The following is a 17023-nucleotide window of genomic DNA, read 5'->3' as shown; positions in this document are numbered from 1 at the left end:
AATTAAGTACTCTCAATTGATTGTAAAGTGGTAATAATTTTTTTAATTGTTGGTCGACTTAAACCTGTTTCCTCAGAGATTCTCCTCTGAGAAAAACCTTGTCGATATAGATTAAGTATAATTTCATTTCTCTCTGTTTTAGAAATGTGCTTTTTAGATGTAGCAGGAGTTTGTTCTGAATGCTCACTTCGTTTTAACAGAATATTGATGAATGGTTTCTCTTTAATAAAGGCTTCTTTTTTGGATAAATTAAATGTTCTTTCTATATCACTGAATGATTTCCCAGAAAATAGGTTACATAAAAGTTCTTTATGATCTTTTAAGTCTGGGTGTAGCTGTTCTATATAAGATTCGATCATTTCTGGAGTTGGATTACTAAACTTAAGTTGCAAGTCAAATCTACGCCAAATAGCGGGATCGAGTAATTCACTATGATTAGTGGCTGCTATTAATATAGATGATTCTGGCCAATCATCTAGTGTTTGTAAAAGAACAGTGACTAGACGCTTTAATTCTCCAAGCTCCCGATCATCATCTCTCCGCTTTGCAATCGCATCAAATTCATCTAATAGCATTACGCAAGGGAATGAAGAAGCATAATCAAGGACTGATCGGATGTTGCTACCCGTTTTACCAAGATAACTACTTATAACTGTTGCTAAATCTAAAACAATTAATGGGAGCTCTAATTTATTCGCTAGCCATCTAGCTGACATGGTTTTTCCAACACCAGGGGGGCCTTCGAATAGAATCGTTTTGGTTGGAGTTAATCCCACTTCTAATAATTTTTCCATTAAAGATCGCTCTTTAACAACTTGAAGTAATTTACTTTCAATGTCCTCTGACAGAATTGGTGCTGAGGGAAGAAGGACTGGATTTTCAACACGAACAAGTTGTAATCGCGAATCAGTGTCTACTGGAAGTATCTTGGAGTTATCTTTCGAACGTAAAAGGTTCGATTGCAACTTATTAGTAATATATTGGTATAGCTCTGGATTATCGCTCTTAATTTTGGGAGCGATTTTTTTTAATGCCATTTCGACTGATCTTACATTCCCAGTAAGAGCAGAATCAATTAAGAGTTGGCTAAGTTTAAGTTCCATTTTTGGTAAACTTTTTTTAATTTAACTATTGAATTGTAGCTAAAAGTTTACCATTTTTCAAAATAAATTTACCAAAATGTAAAATATTTACCATTTTGGTGTGTTGGTTTTTCTTGATACCTTTCCTATTATTCATATTTATTTTTAGAAAAAGAATCACTGGACTACCAACACGTTCCTAGACAAATATCATCTATTATTAGATTGCATTAATGCTGTTAAAGAAACATGGTGCTCATGGATATTGAAAGTATGGGTGGTACTTATTATGGTTACTAAAAACTAAAAACTTTATATAATAAACTTATAAAACAATATATTACAAATTTATATGATGCGTAGGTTACGCATCATATATAAAGCGTTCTATTTTGATATAATTGATCCAATCAATCCTCTGATAGGTTTCATTTAAATTTCATGAGTCTTACTGAAATTAAAGTTCGCCAAGCTCATTGCAAGGAAAAAACTTGTTTTTTATCCGATGAAGATGGACTTAGCCTGAAGATTGAGCCGAGTGGAAGAAAATCTTGGTGCTATCGCTATACAGATCCACAAACCAAAAAACGTCGCCGCATTCAATTAGGACTTTATCCTGATTTATCACTGAAAAAAGCACGACAAGTCAGAGATGACTTTAAAGACAATAATTATTGTTTTGAGCATGATACTGTCTCTAATGTCATCACCTTTCGTAAGGTAGGGGAGGAGTGGCTGCAGTTCAAACTGAAAAATGCATTTAATGATTCACCCCGCTGCGGTGTACTACAGTTAGCAGAAAGATGTTTACAGCAAGATATTTATCCAGACCTTCAGGATTTACCTTTTCAAAACATCAAGCGCTATGACCTGGTTACAGTAATTAAAAAAATAGAGGGACGCCAAGTAAAAGAACCTGTCAAGAAAGCTTGTAGTTATTTGAACCAAATTTATGACTACGCTGTAGCGATGGGTTATTGTGAATTCAACATCGCGCATGGTTTAAATAAAATCGCCATTAACAGTAAAATCAAGAAGAATTATCCGTATTTGAAAGCAGAGGATATATCTGATTTTAAGAAAAATTTATTAAAATTGGATGCCCATCCGATTATTAAAAAAGCACTGCTGTTCAAATTACATACTGGCGTGCGAGGGGCTGAATTGTTATTGGCTGAGCCTCATCATTTTGATTTAAATGAAAAAATATGGAAAATACCTGCCTTGCATATTAAACAGTTTCGACGAAAAGTCATATTAGGCCATGAGATTCCCGACTTCTTAGTTCCACTTTCAGATCAGGCTTTAGATATTTTAAAAGACGTCATGCAATGGTCATACGGTGAAAAGTACATTTTTGCTAGCCCACGGAAACATAATCAACCGATTCATTTTAATACATTAAATATGGCTATACGTAAGATGGGCTATGGCAAACATCAATTATCCTCTCATGGACTGCGTTCCACTTTTAGTACCATTTTGAATGACTCAGGTTTGTTTCAGGATAACTGGATTGAGGCACAACTTTCACATATTGATAAGAACCGTACCCGTGCCAGCTATAATCACGCTGACTATTTAGCCCAGCGGACTGAAATGATGCAGTGGTGGGGTGATTATTTAAGTACTGCTAAGTGAAAATCGTACTTTTATACATAAACATAAAACATTATGGGGTTTCAAGTGGATAGTAAACAATATACTTACCGTGTTACATGGTCAGCAGAAGATAATGAGTATGTTAGGTTGTGTGATGAGTTTCCATCATTGTCTTGGCTTGATGCGGATCAGTCTAAAGCATTCTCAGGAATAGAGGAGCTCGTTGCTGATGTTGTCGCTGATATGATTAGCAATAATGAAAAAGTTCCTACACCACTCTCCGGGAAAATATAGTAGGCAGTTTGTTGCCCTTGTTCTCAGTGGTTCAATAAAAACTAGCCCTCGAAGCCGCAGAACGTGGCGTGGACATAAATTGTTTAGTATCAGTAAAAGAGCGATGTAATTTTAGTCTGTACTAATGTTTAGTACGAGTGAGTGATAGAGCAGGAACAAGAACTTATGCTTCATATATTCAGTAAATGGTATGTTTTTGAATTAATAGGTATTTTTAAATAAAGCTTTCTTTGATTTAGTGCTTTTTATTTAAAAAATTAATTTTAAAAACAACTTAGGCTAATTGATAAACACTATCTGGAAAGATCAAAAGAAAATATTTTTTAATTTCTGCTAAGTCATTTAAGGCAGGTTCCCTTTCAAGCAGTTGAAATGTCCAAATAAGTACAGCCTGATGATTATCATAGCAAGTATTCACTCCAAGAAAATTAGCCATTCCATAACTTCTATTGATGTTCATTTCTTTAATTAGTTGATTTCCTAAGTCACGAGCTTGCTGGCTGATCAATAACTCATTTGTTAACACGGCGGTCATCTCCACAAAATAATTTAATGCAGGTTCAATCCTTATACTTAAAAAGTTATAATTTAGTTGAAATGGATAAAATATACTTTCTATAAGTTGTAATAACCTGCTGCAGGTTAATTTTAGCAAAGTATTACTCAAGCAACAACTTTAAATAACCCGCAGCAAGTTATTTTTTGTAAATTAATTTAAATATGATTACTTGTAAGTTATCTAGCCTCATGGGCGATAGAAAAATTTTAAAATTAAGTGAAGTGGTGCATGCAACAGGTATCAATCGCAATACGCTGACAAGTATGTATTATGACCGTGCTGTACGTATTGAATTACCAGTCGCTGATAAATTATGTAAATATTTTAACTGTACGATGAATGATTTGTTTGAGTTTAAGGAAGAAGTTGAAGAAAAAGATTAACTTAATACTTTGTTTGATAAGCTTTCTCTACAGGTCTAATACTGAATTTTATGAAATTTCATAGAAAACAGATATTTACTTTATTATTCATATAAAGGAATCAATCGAATGTTAGAGGTATTTTTTCTTATAACTTCGTTAAGAAGAGGGGATAATGACCCACAATAGCTGTAACTATTGTGGGTTTGTTCCATGTAATGCAAATTGCCGTACACGGAATTTAAAATGACTTCACTGCAATTCTCATCTTACGTTGCCATTGTACTTATTGCAAGATTTTGAGTGTTTTTACATGATTTTTCATTAATGATTCAAATTTCTTCTTTTAATCAAGTCGATAATTTGGGGTACCGAGGCCTGTCGCCATAACATTTGAGATTGAACTTTCTATAGATGTCCGTAATCCATCGAATAGCTGAACCTCATTTGAGGTGCGAAGATAGTCCAAGATATTTTCGCTCAAGAATTCTATAATTGCTTTGGGATTTCTGATTCTAAATTGGCAACTTTCAGCCAATTTAATGAGATGTGACAGTTTTGGAAATGCTTTACTACCCGCCAGTTTGAGTGCCATCTGATTATCAATTGATTCATAGATCAGGGTATGCGTAATATCAAACGGTGGTGAGACAAAAATGTTCTTCATATCTGGGGAATATTGTAGAGCAAAATTTTTAAGATGCGCATCGCCATTGCCGATTAAGCAATTGAATACGATGTATTTATACATTTTTTCGACTTCAGCTGCGCTACCCGTATATAGATGAGTTGCTTTCAGCAGTGTTTCATAACTACTCGCATATTTTGCACTTGGCTCATTTGACTTTTTCATGAGCGTCGTAAAGTCTTCATAGCCGAGTTTTGTACCATCGCTGGACCGCCGATCAAACCGTTCAACAACATAGGTTTCTAAATTTTCAGACAAATAGGTTTGTGGAGGTTCTAGTCCACAATGCTGTGCAGCCTGCATACAGACAAACTCATTGACTGTGAGTAATGGAAAATCAGAATCAAAGGACTTTACAATCAAATCCTTCTGTTGAACTGTGCTGTCCGATTGAACCGTATTCGAATTCGGAATGCTAACCTTGGGTTGCATCCCAGCCAATGAAGTCCTGAGATAGTATTTATCTAAAAGTTGTGGGAATAAGGGCTCAATGCTACGGTAGGATAAAATTTCACTTAAGCTTAAAGATTCGGCTTCGGGCAAATTTAGCTCACTTTTGTATGAGAGTATTCCGATGCCTTGATCACCTTGCAGTGCCAATAAATACATATCATTGACCTTGGCATATCTTGAAAGCTTTTCAGCTATTAATCTACGATTAAACCCTTCAGGTAAGTTTTGGGCAAAGATTGGATGGAGTGGGCCTGAAGAATAACCATCCAGGCCTCGTTGAGCCATGGTAAGTGACACATGCTGTGTTTCTTGTGTGGGTTGATAATGGTGAACTGAACCATAGGTTAAGACACCTAGTTCAGCTTGATTGGCACGCACCATGATATTGGTGATTTTGGCAGGAAGATTGGTGCGAGGATTCATTCATCCTCCTCAGCAAACATATTTTCAATCTCATCCCAATGGGGTAGTGAATGTTGCTTTGTAGATACATCAAATTGTAGACCGACTGCATCAAGTACACGTTCAAAGATGTCAAAAGAACCCGTAAAACGTCCATTTTCGATCTCAGAAATTGTAGTTTTATTGATTCGAATCAATTCGGATAGTTTTTGCTGTGTATAGCCAAGGGCTCTTCGTTCTATACGAACTTTTTTCCCAATTTCTACTCTACTCGCCATAGCAATTTGACCATAATAAGTTAGCCATATGGATAATATATTATATTAATAATTAAAAGTTAGCTATATGGCTATTTTTAGTATGGCTTGATTCTATTCTCGATAGATAAAAATCCTAAATCCGCTTTAGCATCTCGATATTGTCCTGAATTTTCTTACCCACCCAAAAATCTGTTCGACCTGCAATAATCAAAATTAGTGGTTCTGATAATTTTAGATTCTTATGCCAACTACTGTAATCTATTATAGAAGGGCTTGGCACATCTTCTGGATGTGTGTGCCACTCACCTAAGTAATGCAATTCACCATTGCTTTTTTTGAAAGCAATATCAACAGCCATTTGATGATGTTTACTAACACGATCTACCATAAAACGACTTCTGATGTCCCAACGACTGGGTTCAGATAGTGTCTTAATGATGATATGAACTCCCCGGCGTTCACCAATAAGTACTCCAGCACTTTCTTGGCTAGAATCACTTAATTGTCGATATGAGAGTAACGTATTAGTGACCTCAGTAGAAATTACAACTAAGGACTCATCTAGAGCTTTGAAAACGAGCTCTTTATCGACCATGGCAGATGTCACAAAAGGCTTGTTTTCTGATCCAAGTGGGCTTTTTAGTACGACTGCCCGTGAAGATATGTTCTTTATAATTCCAATCCCTTTTATGCTCTAAAGTTGATAAAACTGCTTCTTGAATCAATGCAGCAGTCATAACACTGACTGCTGCATCATATGGAGTATATGTATTACCGCATGAGACTTTCTTTTGATGAAGATCTAGTAGATTCTCAAAACGCCTATCCACACCGTTATTATAGAAAGCTATATCACTACTAAGGCAGTTATAACAACCATCCAAGCTATCTATAAATACTTTTGAAGCAATGCCATTACCATCATTAAATCCATGGATAATGATTGGTTTCTTCGGGCTATCAATTTGACGAACCAAATGGGCTAGACGTTTTGAAACAGGTGCACGACCAGTAGCATCAATAACGATATCATATAACGTCAGATATGATTTTAAGAAAGGGAATCCAAACTTATATGCTTCGATGTTGGTTACAAGATGAGTTGAGTCTTCAAGCCTATTTTTAAGTGCTTCTGATTTGTATTTACCAAAATCACGACTACTTAATGCGTGACGACTGAAATTGTGAGGACCATACTTGTCTTGATCATATAAATCTAAGCTTTTGCTTCCCATACTGGCACCAGCACGAATCAAAAGCTCAGCCACATATCCACCAATCGTTCCGCAACCAATTAGTGCAATTTTCTTAGTGCGTAGATCTCCAATCTCAGGTTGAGATCGGTTACGAGAAAGAATGGTGTCCCTATCTGACTGTACAAAAGAAATTCTTTGGAACTTATTAAACGCATACTTACCTGTAAGGACTGAGCTTGCTCGCCCTAAATCAAGTTTACGACCACCTTTTCCTTTTTTTCGAGAATTGACATAAGTCGTAAACTGTACTGCTGATTGATTCAGTTCAAATATCACCCCGAATGTATCTTGTTTGTCTACCTCTAAAACAATCAAATGATGTTTATAGGGGTGTTCTACAAAGTACTTTAGCAAATGTGCTTTAGAATTATGATCTACGAGAGATAGCCATTTGAATAAGGCTTGTGGATCTTTAGGAGGCCAATGAACTCCGGAAAGTCTGGTTGGTCTGACTTTGAGGTTGAATACATTAAGCTTTTGGGAATCAAACTCCTTGAGAGATCTTTGGCGAAGCCATTTCTCTTGGGTATATTTGTCTTGTATCCCAAAAAGAATAGATTCTAGGCGATCAGATCCATCAGTAGAAATGTTTCGAGTTAGATAGGCTATTTCACCATTAAGTGTGTTTAAATCTGAAAGGGCATAGGTCGCTCTCTCAGCTTTCCAATAGGCTACAAACTCACCCTCTAATTCAATTTGATCTACATGACCGTTTTGTAATGATTTGATGGAGTTGTCTAAAGTTATTTGGATCTGACGATCTACAGTCTTATACAAGTTACCAATATCATTCGGGTCCCAGTCTGCTTCGAGCTGTTCTACATAGCAAAGATAGCCACCATTATTGATATGCGGAAGAAGAACATCCTCAAGTTGTTCTGGTTTACTGATGATATGTGCCCAAGGCAGACTTGTATATGCATCATAACCAAACTCTAATGCAATATTAAAAACACCCTCAGATGTAGAATATTCTTTAAGGTATACAAGAAATTTATCGTCTATGTCAGCTAAAGCTTTATATTTTTTACGTTGCTTGATTGTCAAGTGTTGATACCCGCAATCAAGCATTACTGAATGTAATTCTGACACCCAATTAACCACTTTTCATTGAAGGGCTGATAATAGCTGCTTTTTGGGCTTTGATAGGATTACTTTCATAAGCTGGTGCAGCAGACTGAGATACAATGAGACCTATATCCTGAACACGGTTACCATACTCACTATTGAGAATGTTCAAAGCATCTTGTTTGGTACATGCTGCATATGCGGCTTCAAGTGAACTTACCAGTTCTTCTAACTTCAAGATGACCTCCTTGTGCTTGGCTTCATGCTCATAGTATGGAGGAAACAATGGACGATCATCATTTTCATCAGGGCTTTCAACACCTTTGCGAAAAGTATTTGGAAGCTTTCTTGCTACTGTTAGCATCAATAATCCGAAATCTTTAGGATCTACAGAAGTATGATCTAAAATCTCTACAACCGCTGCCATCAATGAAATAGATGATGGGCCATTACTTTCTTCCCAATCTCCAGCATCACGCCATGCTTTAAGAATTCGGCAAACTTTTCGTAAATGTTGACCTGTACGTTGGCAAGCATCTTGGAACCATAAGTGAACATCTTTAGGATCACTTTTAATCCATTTTGCATCGTTTTTACGTACTGCTAGATTCACGCAATCCGTTTCAATTTGATCATAGAGTGCGTGATCAGCAACTGAAACACTGTCATACATTTCAGCAAAAATTTGTGTATTTGCAGCCTTTCTTAACAGAACCTCTTTTTCCAGAAACTTTTCGTAAGGTATAGCATACATTGGCACGTCAATATGGACATTATTTGCTGGTATCTTAATACGACCACAAGTATCTTTGGCTTCAAATGACCACCCATGACGTTCCGCAGCCAGAGAATTGAGTGAGGCATCCACCAATAGCAATAAAAGCTGATGTCCAATGGCTGGTTTATCCTCAAAGAATTGCATTGGTAGATATGTACCATCATCAATGTCCATTTCTTGTGGAGGAGTTTTATATGGACGGTTTAAGGTGTCATACATGAAGCTACCTTGAGTCCAAAAACGTGGGGCTAACTTCAAGAATTCCGCTTTTAGATCTTCAGACAGATCCATAATCAGTTCAGATAGAATCTTTTGATCATCTGGTGATAGATACTTGAAATTTGTGCTCACAAACTCGGAACGGAATGATAAAGCTGTATAGTGAAGCTTAGATGACTTCACAAGAAGTTTTGCTTCATCAAAAACATCCCGAGTTCGTTCACGTACAATTTGACGTAGTGCTTTGAGCGCATCTTTCTCACGATCACTAAGGATTAACTGACCAATCAAGCCAGTATCACGATTAGTATAGTAGCTGTGAAAATTCCAAGTCATGCTGCATTTTCCTTATTTTGGCCTATTTTTTTCACGAATGGTTCTGATGGTGAAGTAAAGAAAGCTCGTAATTTGGGGTTTTGAGTGTAATTATGATGTGCATCGTTGATACCCCAACCTTCTATAGTGCCGAGAACATACTTAGATGCATTATCTAAAGCAATATCTTGTGATGCTTCATTTGGAATAGTCTTATCAATTTCAACGTAATTATCTAAAAGCCCAAGAGGGCGTAATTCACGAATCAACATCTTTTTCTGCATATCCTGATTGGCTGTCATGGTGCTTTCTACAAGACGTTTGCCTAAACCCCAAAGGAAAATGTAACCAGTAATCCACTTCCGTTTTAAGGTCTTAGGTCGGATACAGAAATTTTCATTCAACGTACCGACATTCAAAATGTTGATGTCTTTGACTGATATACCTTTAAAATCCTGTTGCATGTCGATTAATACTTCACGTAATCCAATATAGCTGGGATTATTTGCGACTAAGCCACCATCTGCAAAGAAGTGTCCCTCACTCTCAATAAAATGTGGTTTAAAGTAGGTCGGTGCAGCTGAAGTTGCCATTGCGGCATCAATCAATTTGACATTTGCATCTTTATGGAAGAACTCACCATGTGGTGTTTTAAAAAAACGAGGACAACCTTCTGAGAGATTAACAGAGGGAATCATTACTCTCCGTGTTAGGTCTTTAAATGTAGTATTATCGCCAATCATATTTTTAACTGTATTTCGTAGAGGTTCGCTGTCGTAGACAGGAAAAAATACCTTGATGAAAGTTTGAAAAAAAAATCGCCATGTTGGGAATATTGATGGCGCACTATCTTTAAATTTTTCTTTTAATTCCCGTGCACTTTTACCACTTGCCAGTCCAAGTGCCAAAATCCCGCCAATAGAAGTCCCAGTGATTAGATCAAAATAATCTCCAATCCTTACATTTGGAATTTGGTATTCATCTTCAATAATTTGTTCGAGTTGAGCTAGGACACTGATCGTATACAAGCCTCGCGCACCACCACCATTTAAGGCTAAGACTTTAACTTTTCCTGTTTTTTCTGGCAGATGTATACCTGTTGGTTCAGGCTGTTGGGTTGTGATCATTTTTACACGTAATTATCAAGTTTATTTGTATATTGTGTTGTAAGTCTACATTTCAAGAGGTGCTAAGGTAATAATTCTTTGGCTTTTAATCCTAATAAAAAATGCTTTATCCACATGACATGTTAGACCATTGGGGTTAACCTTCTTTGATGAAGCTTGGTGTGAAGTGAAACAAGATTTCAGGAACTTCCGGCTGGATCAAATTATAGCGTGTATTCCCATGGATCAGCACTTCTTCAATGATCCGAATAAGACTTTTAAGGATTATTTACGAATACTTTAAATCACAATATAGCTAGGTTATTCATTTTTGATTAAGCTCGGATAATCAATGTCATTGAAAATAGATAAAACACCCTTAAAATATGAGATTATAGGTTCGTATATACGATTTTTTGTCCGAAAGTATTCGGATTTTCAAGTTAATTTTGTCTGAAAATATTGTATTATTGATGTGTAATATTGGAATTGGAGAGTGTCATGGGTGTTTATGCTCACACAACATCAAACGTTTCTGAATCAGTGCGAAATAAAATCGCAAGGTTACAGCGTGGTCGAGTGTTTTCTGTAGACAATATTCATGTTGAAGGCTCGCACGATACAATCCTCCGTGTCCTTTCTCGCTTGGTTCAGGAAGGTAAAATTTTACGTATCCAAAATGGTATTTACTACAAGCCTGAATTCAATCGATTTTTGAAGGGTAGACCAGTTCCACCAGATGTTAATGAAGTTATCAAAGTCATCAGTAACCGTAATAAAGAGACCTTGCAAATACATGGTTCATCTGCGGTGAACAAGTTAGGCTTAAGTACTCAAGTGCCACTAACCAAAGTGTTTTACACTAATGGACCTTCACGAGAAGTCATCATTGCAGGCACAAGAGTAAAGTTCATTCATACTGAAAATCAAAACATCTTACAGGCTTCAGGAACTGAAGTTGGAATGGCTCTTTCTGCATTAATATTTTTAGGTCGAGAACATGTGGACCAGGAGGTCGTTCGACAGGTTAAATCCCGATTGAGCGAAAACCATTTTAAAAGATTAAAACGTATGCAAATGAGTGGTTGGTTGAAAGAGCGATTATCTGATCCAGCTGTTAAAGAAAGCTCATACGCTCTTACGTGATAAGATTAAAGAGAAATTCAAATGCCTGAATTGTTTACGCACCTCGGAGTAAAGGACCAAACTGCTATTATTCGAGACTATTGCTCAACAAGACCTGATAAGGACTTGCCAATCGTTGAGAAGGATGTGTGGGTTTGTTGGGTGCTTAAACAGCTTTTTGAAATGCCGAACAAATTGGAGATGGCATTCAAAGGGGGAACCTCATTGTCAAAAGTATTTAATGTCATTGATCGTTTTTCTGAAGACATCGATATTACCTTAGACTATCGTCAATTTGATTCGGTGAAACAACTCAACCTTGCCGAACGACAAACAGCGCCTGAACATTTAGGATCGGGGCAACGCCGTAGAATCGATGCTGCTCTTAGAGCTGAAGTTAAAAGTTATGCAAATGATGTCGTGGCTCCATTCCTTAAAGCACAGGTCGCTGTACTACCTCGTGCTGAATTGTTCGAAATCGAAGTGAGTGAAGATGGAGAAACCATCAAATTTACTTTCCCTTCAGTCTTGAACAAAGACAGTAAGAATTACATGCTGGAATACGTACTGATTGAATTTGGTGGCCGAAATATCATTAATCCAAATGAAGTACACCATATTCAGCCATTTCTTGCATCAGAGGATGCTTATCGAGATGTACTGGAGTTTCCATCGAGCATGGTCACGGTATTAGCTCCACAACGGACCTTCTGGGAAAAGGCAACTTTGATTCATGTAGAGTGCCATCGAGGGGTCAGAGAAAATGCTAAACGTTTATCACGTCATTGGTTTGATCTGATGGCTCTGTCTAATCATGCGATTGGACAGGGAGCAATTTCAGATATTCACTTGCTTAATGATGTTGTAGCACTGAAGAGAATTTTCTTTAATGCCAGTTATGCGAATTACGAAAAGTGTTTGGCTGGAGATTTTATACTTGTGCCTGATCAACAAGACTTAGATCAGCTGAAACTAGACTTTTCATATATGATGGAATCTAATTTCATTAACGACCGCAAAGTAAGTTTTGATCAAATTATGCAGTCAGCACATAACACTCAAGCCTTAATTAATCAGGCTGTAAGTGCTCACCTTGAAAGAGGTAACTGAAATTGTCATGGGGTTTTGATTCAAGAGCACAAAGAAAAGATGATAGCCTTGAACATCCACATTGCACCTGTATCAAGCTGGACCACCACATTTTTGCACTGAAAAATGGTGTGCCTTTCAGGCGAAAAATGCCTATGAAGCATTTTTACTTTGGAGAAACCGGACATTTCTATTTTGGGCTTACAGATTGTGTTATTCCCCAATTAAAATGTCTATGCGATAAACCATTTAAAATGTCCTGTTTTTAATGACAACAGTCAAGCACAGGATTTAAATTTCTTTGTTCAATCACAGCTTTCTGAGCTTTACGACTTGGCATACTTTTCTTGGCACGAGTACGTTTATTCTGTTTTTCCAACTCTTCATGTTGTTGCTGAATATGGGCCAGAACTGAGCCTAATCTTTTATTCTCAACCACTTCATTCTGCTGTAATCCAGACAACTTGTTAAAAATACTGTAGTTGATCTTCTGTCCTTCATGCATGATTGCCACAGTACCATCTGGATATTCCATGAAAGTAATGTATTGCCCAACGAGCTTATGATTCAGCGCTGTTGGCTCAAGCAGATAAATACATTTGTCATAAGTAATGGTCAGACTCCTCGTGACCTTACGCGGTTCCTGCCAGGTAAACACATCATCCAGCTCAGCATCAGACTCTATTAAGGGACGATGCAAATCCTTTGAGTTTCTCGCACACTTGGCGAACTTCTGGTTAAACTGCTCAATAAAGCAACGTAACCATGCATTTGCTTCCGCAATCGAACTGATGCCTTCCAGACGCATTTCCTTAATCAAACGGTCTTGTAGTGTTCTATTCGCTCGTTCCACACGCCCTTTGGCCTGTGGTGAGTTGGCATAGATAATATCAATGTTTAACTCGCTGAGAATTCGTCCAAATTGCGTGATCTGGCTGTCCTGACTGGATTTCTGGTTCACTCTGAATACCGAATGTTTGTCACTATAAAAGGCCAGTGGCTTGCCATATTGCTCAATGTAGGCTCTGGTCGAAAGCATATAGTCAAAGGTGGTTTCAGCCTCACAAAAGCGCAGATGCAGCAGCTTTCCAGTGGCATCATCAATATAGACCAGCAAGCAGCATTTGGCAGCTCGACCTTCAAACCAGTCATGATATGAGCCATCGATCTGGATCAATTCACCGAAGCAATCACGGTTATATCTAGGCTGATATGGACGTTTCAGGCGTTTGGATCGCGGAATCCAGAGTTCATTGGCTGTCATCCAGCGTCGAACCGTTTCTACAGGAATATTCAGACCGAATATGCTGCTGAGCTTCTCATGAGCCAAGGTTGGACCAAAGCCCAGCAGATGTTCAGAAATAATGGAAAGGCATTCAGACTTTACGGCTTCATCATGACGATGATGACCAGGTTGGCCACGACTGGCATGTGTCAGGCCTGAAACACCGTCTTGCTTTAGCTTCTGCAATAACCGGGTAATTTGACGGGTTGAAAGATTCAGAATTTCAGCAGCACGGACTTGTGTAATACGTTGATCTCGAACATCTTGCAGGACTGCAAGACGTTGTATTTCCTTGTCAGACATAGTGATCAGCATCTCAAGTTTTATCCAGTCCATGATGTTGATGTGCATCATAGACCAGACATTTTTATTGGTGAGAATATAGACACTTTAAATGGGTTCTAACAGATTGATTTCGTATAATAGAGATTATGTTAAATAGGGAAGATTATCCTCATTAATGATCCCAAAAGCTTTTCTCCATGCCTGAGGGCTGGTGCCATATTTTTCACGAAAATTTTTTCTAAATGATACGGGATTATTAAAACCTGAAAGCTCGGCTATCTTTTCGATAGACAAGTTTGTCGTTTCTAAAAGTTCACTGCTTAATCTGATTCTTTCAGTATTCAGCCAATCGACTAGGGTCATACCTGTCGCTTTCTTAAAATGCCGTGTGAACGTCCTACGTGTCATATGTGTTTGTTCAGCCAGGCTTTCAATATTATGTTGTATAACTAAATTCTTTCTTAAAAAATCAAGTAATAGATTGATTTGTGCATCTTGACTCGATTCTGCTACTGGCTGTTCAATAAACTGAGCTTGCCCACCTTCACGGTGAGGTGGAATTACCATTACTCTAGAGACTTTATTCGCAATTCTTGCATTATAGATTTCTCGTACCAAATATAGGCAGCAGTCTAATGCTGCACCTGTTCCAGCAGAGGTTACAATCCTTTGGTCTTCTACATACAGGGCATCATGATCAAGTTGAACCTGTGGAAACCGCTCACTGAAATCTTGTTCAGCCATCCAGTGCGTAGCTGCTTTTTTATGGTCAAGTAAACCAGCATATGCCAGTGCATAAGTTCCATAGCATAACCCTACAATTCTAATTCCAGTCTGATATGCACAATTTAGGGCATCGATAAGTACTTGTTCAGGCTCGTGATTAAAATCATCCCACCCAGGAATAATAATAAGATCCGACTCTTTAATGAGCTCGACCCCACCATCAGGGATAATCATCATAGACTGTTCTGTTGTTACGGGCTGGCCATCTATAGAAAAAATTTTCAGATCAAATAAGGGTTTATCTTCAATCTTGATATTGAAAATGATATGGGGGATAGAGAAGTGAAATGGATTTATATTGGGATAAACGAACAATCCAATCACTGGTATAGCCATTCGATCTACCTCTCTAAAATAATAAATATAGCATGTTGTCCCAATAGTTTCGATGATTGTCCTTAAGGACAATTTTTTTGTTTGATGATTTCTATCATGATTCAAGTATGACTAAATGATTGGATCGGCTTTGTTGCACAAACCTATCTCTAAAGGCTTATTCCACAATATAATTTTCAAATGAATAAGCCTACACCTAAAATTTATCGTACAACCAATTGGTCTTCATATAACCGAGCACTCATTAATCGTGGAAATATTGCCATTTGGTTTGATCCTGCTACGCAATGGTATGCCCCATCAAAAGGCAAACAAGGACGAAATCAAACTTACTCCGATGCAGCTATCCAATGCTGTCTTATGATTAAATCTCTATTTAGATTATCTTTACGTATGGTCACTGGCTTTGTTCAAAGTCTCGTTAAACTGTGTGGTCTAGATTGGACAGCTCCAGATTACTCGACCATTTGCAGAAGACAAAAGCATATTGATATCGCAATTAGCTATCAAAAAATTAGTGGTGGACTCCATCTACTTGTCGACTCCACCGGCTTAAAGTTTCTAGGTGAAGGTGAATGGAAACGAAAGAAACATCAGCCTGAATATCGCCGCCAATGGCGTAAATTGCATATTGGTATAGATGCTGAAACGCTACAAATACGAGCTGTTCAACTTACTACAAACAACGTCAGTGATTCACAGGTACTTGGTGATTTACTTGATCAGATTCCACACGATGAGCAGATCGATTCCGTATATACAGATGGAGCTTATGATACCAAGCAGTGCCGTCAGGTCATTGCAGATCGACAAGCACAAGCAGTGATTCCACCTAGGAAAAATGCAAAGCCATGGAAAGATAAAAAGACGAGCTCGCTAGAGCGAAATGAACTACTTCGAACAGTTAAACATTTAGGCAGAACCATTTGGAAAAAATGGTCAGGCTATCATCGACGAAGTTTAGTTGAAACTAAGATGCACTGTATCAAATTATTGGGAGATAAACTTAGTGCGAGAAACTTTCAAAGCCAAGTCAATGAGATTCATGCACGAGTGGCTGTCTTAAATAAGTTTACAGAGTTAGGCAGACCACATACCCGAGTTGTCACTTAAATTTGAGTAGATATAGGAAATCCTAGTTTTTAAATTTTTGTGCAACAAAGCCCAGTGGAATTGATAAAATAAAATTCAAGAATTGAACTATATAAACTGGAATTTTTAAAGCGATCTTATTTAACTTCTATAAAAATGCCAATAGCGTCTAAAGGATATAGCACTACTGGCATCATATACTAAGGCTGTTATAGATTTTTAGCCTTCACAGTGATGACTATATAATTTTCTCCTTCTGCTTTTAATTCAAAGTCAACTTTGTCTCCTACGGTTAAACCACTTAATAAAACCGGGTCAGCGACTTTAAAGCCCATAGTCATTGCTGGCCATTTAATCGCAGGAATGGCTTCATGGTCGAGTGTTAAAATATTTTCTTTCGTATCAATAGCAGTAATCACGCCAACGGCTTGAGCCGTTGTAGCGGTAGAAGACTCCTTATTCATCTGCTCCATAGGTGCGTCTGCTTTCTTCTGCTCTGATGCTTCATTTTTACTACATGCGCTTAATGCAGCAATAGTGGTAACAAGAGCAATAATTTTTATAAACTTCAACATAATAAA

Annotated in this window: 17 protein-coding genes; 6 read left to right on the top strand and 11 right to left on the bottom strand. The window is 37.5% G+C overall.

All coding sequences use genetic code 11. The annotated features are described in order from the left end of the window. Positions 1-2 precede the first annotated feature (2 nt). A complete protein-coding gene (locus MP622_RS17370) occupies positions 3-1103 on the bottom strand; it encodes an AAA family ATPase (protein ID WP_243793623.1) in 1101 nt (366 codons plus the stop codon). A gap of 420 nt (positions 1104-1523) precedes the next feature. On the opposite strand from MP622_RS17370, the gene MP622_RS17365 reads away from it, so the two are divergent. Then, positions 1524-2723 carry an integrase arm-type DNA-binding domain-containing protein gene (locus MP622_RS17365; protein ID WP_243793621.1) on the top strand — a complete coding sequence of 400 codons (1200 nt, stop codon included), beginning with the start codon at positions 1524-1526 and terminating at the stop codon, positions 2721-2723. 33 nt (positions 2724-2756) lie between these two features. Further along, the gene (locus MP622_RS17360) at positions 2757-2978 is read left to right on the top strand and encodes an antitoxin HicB (protein ID WP_243793620.1); all 222 of its coding nucleotides are present in this window, start codon (positions 2757-2759) and stop codon (positions 2976-2978) included. A 274-nt stretch (positions 2979-3252) separates the two neighbouring features. Here the strand turns inward: MP622_RS17360 and MP622_RS17355 are convergent, their stop codons facing one another. Further along, complete coding sequence (locus MP622_RS17355) at positions 3253-3504, bottom strand: hypothetical protein (RefSeq protein ID WP_243793714.1); 252 nt, start codon at positions 3502-3504, stop codon at positions 3253-3255. 194 nt (positions 3505-3698) lie between these two features. On the opposite strand from MP622_RS17355, the gene MP622_RS17350 reads away from it, so the two are divergent. Continuing rightward, positions 3699-3920 carry a helix-turn-helix transcriptional regulator gene (locus tag MP622_RS17350; protein WP_004658364.1) on the top strand — a complete coding sequence of 74 codons (222 nt, stop codon included), beginning with the start codon at positions 3699-3701 and terminating at the stop codon, positions 3918-3920. 325 nt (positions 3921-4245) lie between these two features. Here MP622_RS17350 and MP622_RS17345 read toward each other — a convergent pair whose 3' ends face one another. The 6 genes from MP622_RS17345 to MP622_RS17320 all read right to left on the bottom strand — a co-directional run bounded on the left by MP622_RS17345 (position 4246) and on the right by MP622_RS17320 (position 10465). Further along, a complete protein-coding gene (locus MP622_RS17345; RefSeq protein WP_243793619.1) occupies positions 4246-5463 on the bottom strand; it encodes a type II toxin-antitoxin system HipA family toxin in 1218 nt (405 codons plus the stop codon). Then, positions 5460-5720, bottom strand: a complete 261-nt coding sequence (locus MP622_RS17340) for a helix-turn-helix domain-containing protein (RefSeq protein ID WP_243793617.1) — start codon at positions 5718-5720, stop codon at positions 5460-5462. Before MP622_RS17340 ends, MP622_RS17345 begins: the two co-directional genes overlap by 4 nt. 115 nt (positions 5721-5835) lie before the next feature. Beyond that, positions 5836-6297, bottom strand: a complete 462-nt coding sequence (locus MP622_RS17335; RefSeq protein ID WP_243793615.1) for a Mov34/MPN/PAD-1 family protein — start codon at positions 6295-6297, stop codon at positions 5836-5838. After that, the gene (locus MP622_RS17330) at positions 6287-8050 is read right to left on the bottom strand and encodes an E2/UBC family protein (protein ID WP_243793613.1); all 1764 of its coding nucleotides are present in this window, start codon (positions 8048-8050) and stop codon (positions 6287-6289) included. Before MP622_RS17330 ends, MP622_RS17335 begins: the two co-directional genes overlap by 11 nt. A gap of 4 nt (positions 8051-8054) precedes the next feature. Next, positions 8055-9359 carry a cyclic GMP-AMP synthase DncV-like nucleotidyltransferase gene (locus tag MP622_RS17325; protein ID WP_243793611.1) on the bottom strand — a complete coding sequence of 435 codons (1305 nt, stop codon included), beginning with the start codon at positions 9357-9359 and terminating at the stop codon, positions 8055-8057. Beyond that, positions 9356-10465 carry a CBASS cGAMP-activated phospholipase gene (locus tag MP622_RS17320; protein ID WP_243793610.1) on the bottom strand — a complete coding sequence of 370 codons (1110 nt, stop codon included), beginning with the start codon at positions 10463-10465 and terminating at the stop codon, positions 9356-9358. The genes MP622_RS17325 and MP622_RS17320 overlap by 4 nt, the downstream gene beginning before the upstream one ends. A gap of 480 nt (positions 10466-10945) precedes the next feature. Here MP622_RS17320 and MP622_RS17315 point away from each other — a divergent pair, with 480 nt between their 5' ends. Next, positions 10946-11590: a DUF6088 family protein gene (locus MP622_RS17315; protein WP_243793603.1), complete on the top strand. Its 645-nt coding sequence runs from the start codon at positions 10946-10948 to the stop codon at positions 11588-11590. Positions 11591-11611: 21 nt separating this feature from the next. Further along, positions 11612-12679, top strand: coding sequence for a nucleotidyl transferase AbiEii/AbiGii toxin family protein (locus MP622_RS17310; protein WP_243793601.1), 1068 nt, complete (start codon positions 11612-11614; stop codon positions 12677-12679). A gap of 244 nt (positions 12680-12923) precedes the next feature. Here the strand turns inward: MP622_RS17310 and MP622_RS17305 are convergent, their stop codons facing one another. Both MP622_RS17305 and MP622_RS17300 read right to left on the bottom strand, forming a co-directional pair. Continuing rightward, positions 12924-14258 carry an ISNCY family transposase gene (locus MP622_RS17305; RefSeq protein ID WP_243793713.1) on the bottom strand — a complete coding sequence of 445 codons (1335 nt, stop codon included), beginning with the start codon at positions 14256-14258 and terminating at the stop codon, positions 12924-12926. Between the two features lie 114 nt (positions 14259-14372). Continuing rightward, on the bottom strand, positions 14373-15350 hold the full coding sequence (locus tag MP622_RS17300) for a helix-turn-helix domain-containing protein (RefSeq protein ID WP_243793594.1): 978 nt from the start codon (positions 15348-15350) through the stop codon (positions 14373-14375). A gap of 180 nt (positions 15351-15530) precedes the next feature. Between MP622_RS17300 and MP622_RS17295 the strand changes: the two genes are divergently transcribed. Continuing rightward, positions 15531-16463, top strand: coding sequence for an IS5 family transposase (locus MP622_RS17295; protein WP_243793592.1), 933 nt, complete (start codon positions 15531-15533; stop codon positions 16461-16463). A 188-nt stretch (positions 16464-16651) separates the two neighbouring features. Here MP622_RS17295 and MP622_RS17290 read toward each other — a convergent pair whose 3' ends face one another. After that, complete coding sequence (locus MP622_RS17290) at positions 16652-17017, bottom strand: copper-binding protein (RefSeq protein ID WP_119690357.1); 366 nt, start codon at positions 17015-17017, stop codon at positions 16652-16654. Positions 17018-17023: the final 6 nt, after the last annotated feature.

Source organism: Acinetobacter sp. PK01 (assembly GCF_022819285.1).
GTDB classification, from domain to species: domain Bacteria; phylum Pseudomonadota; class Gammaproteobacteria; order Pseudomonadales; family Moraxellaceae; genus Acinetobacter; species Acinetobacter tandoii.
The sequence above is the reverse complement of the archived record's forward strand: the minus strand, read 5'-3'. Positions and strand labels throughout refer to the sequence as shown.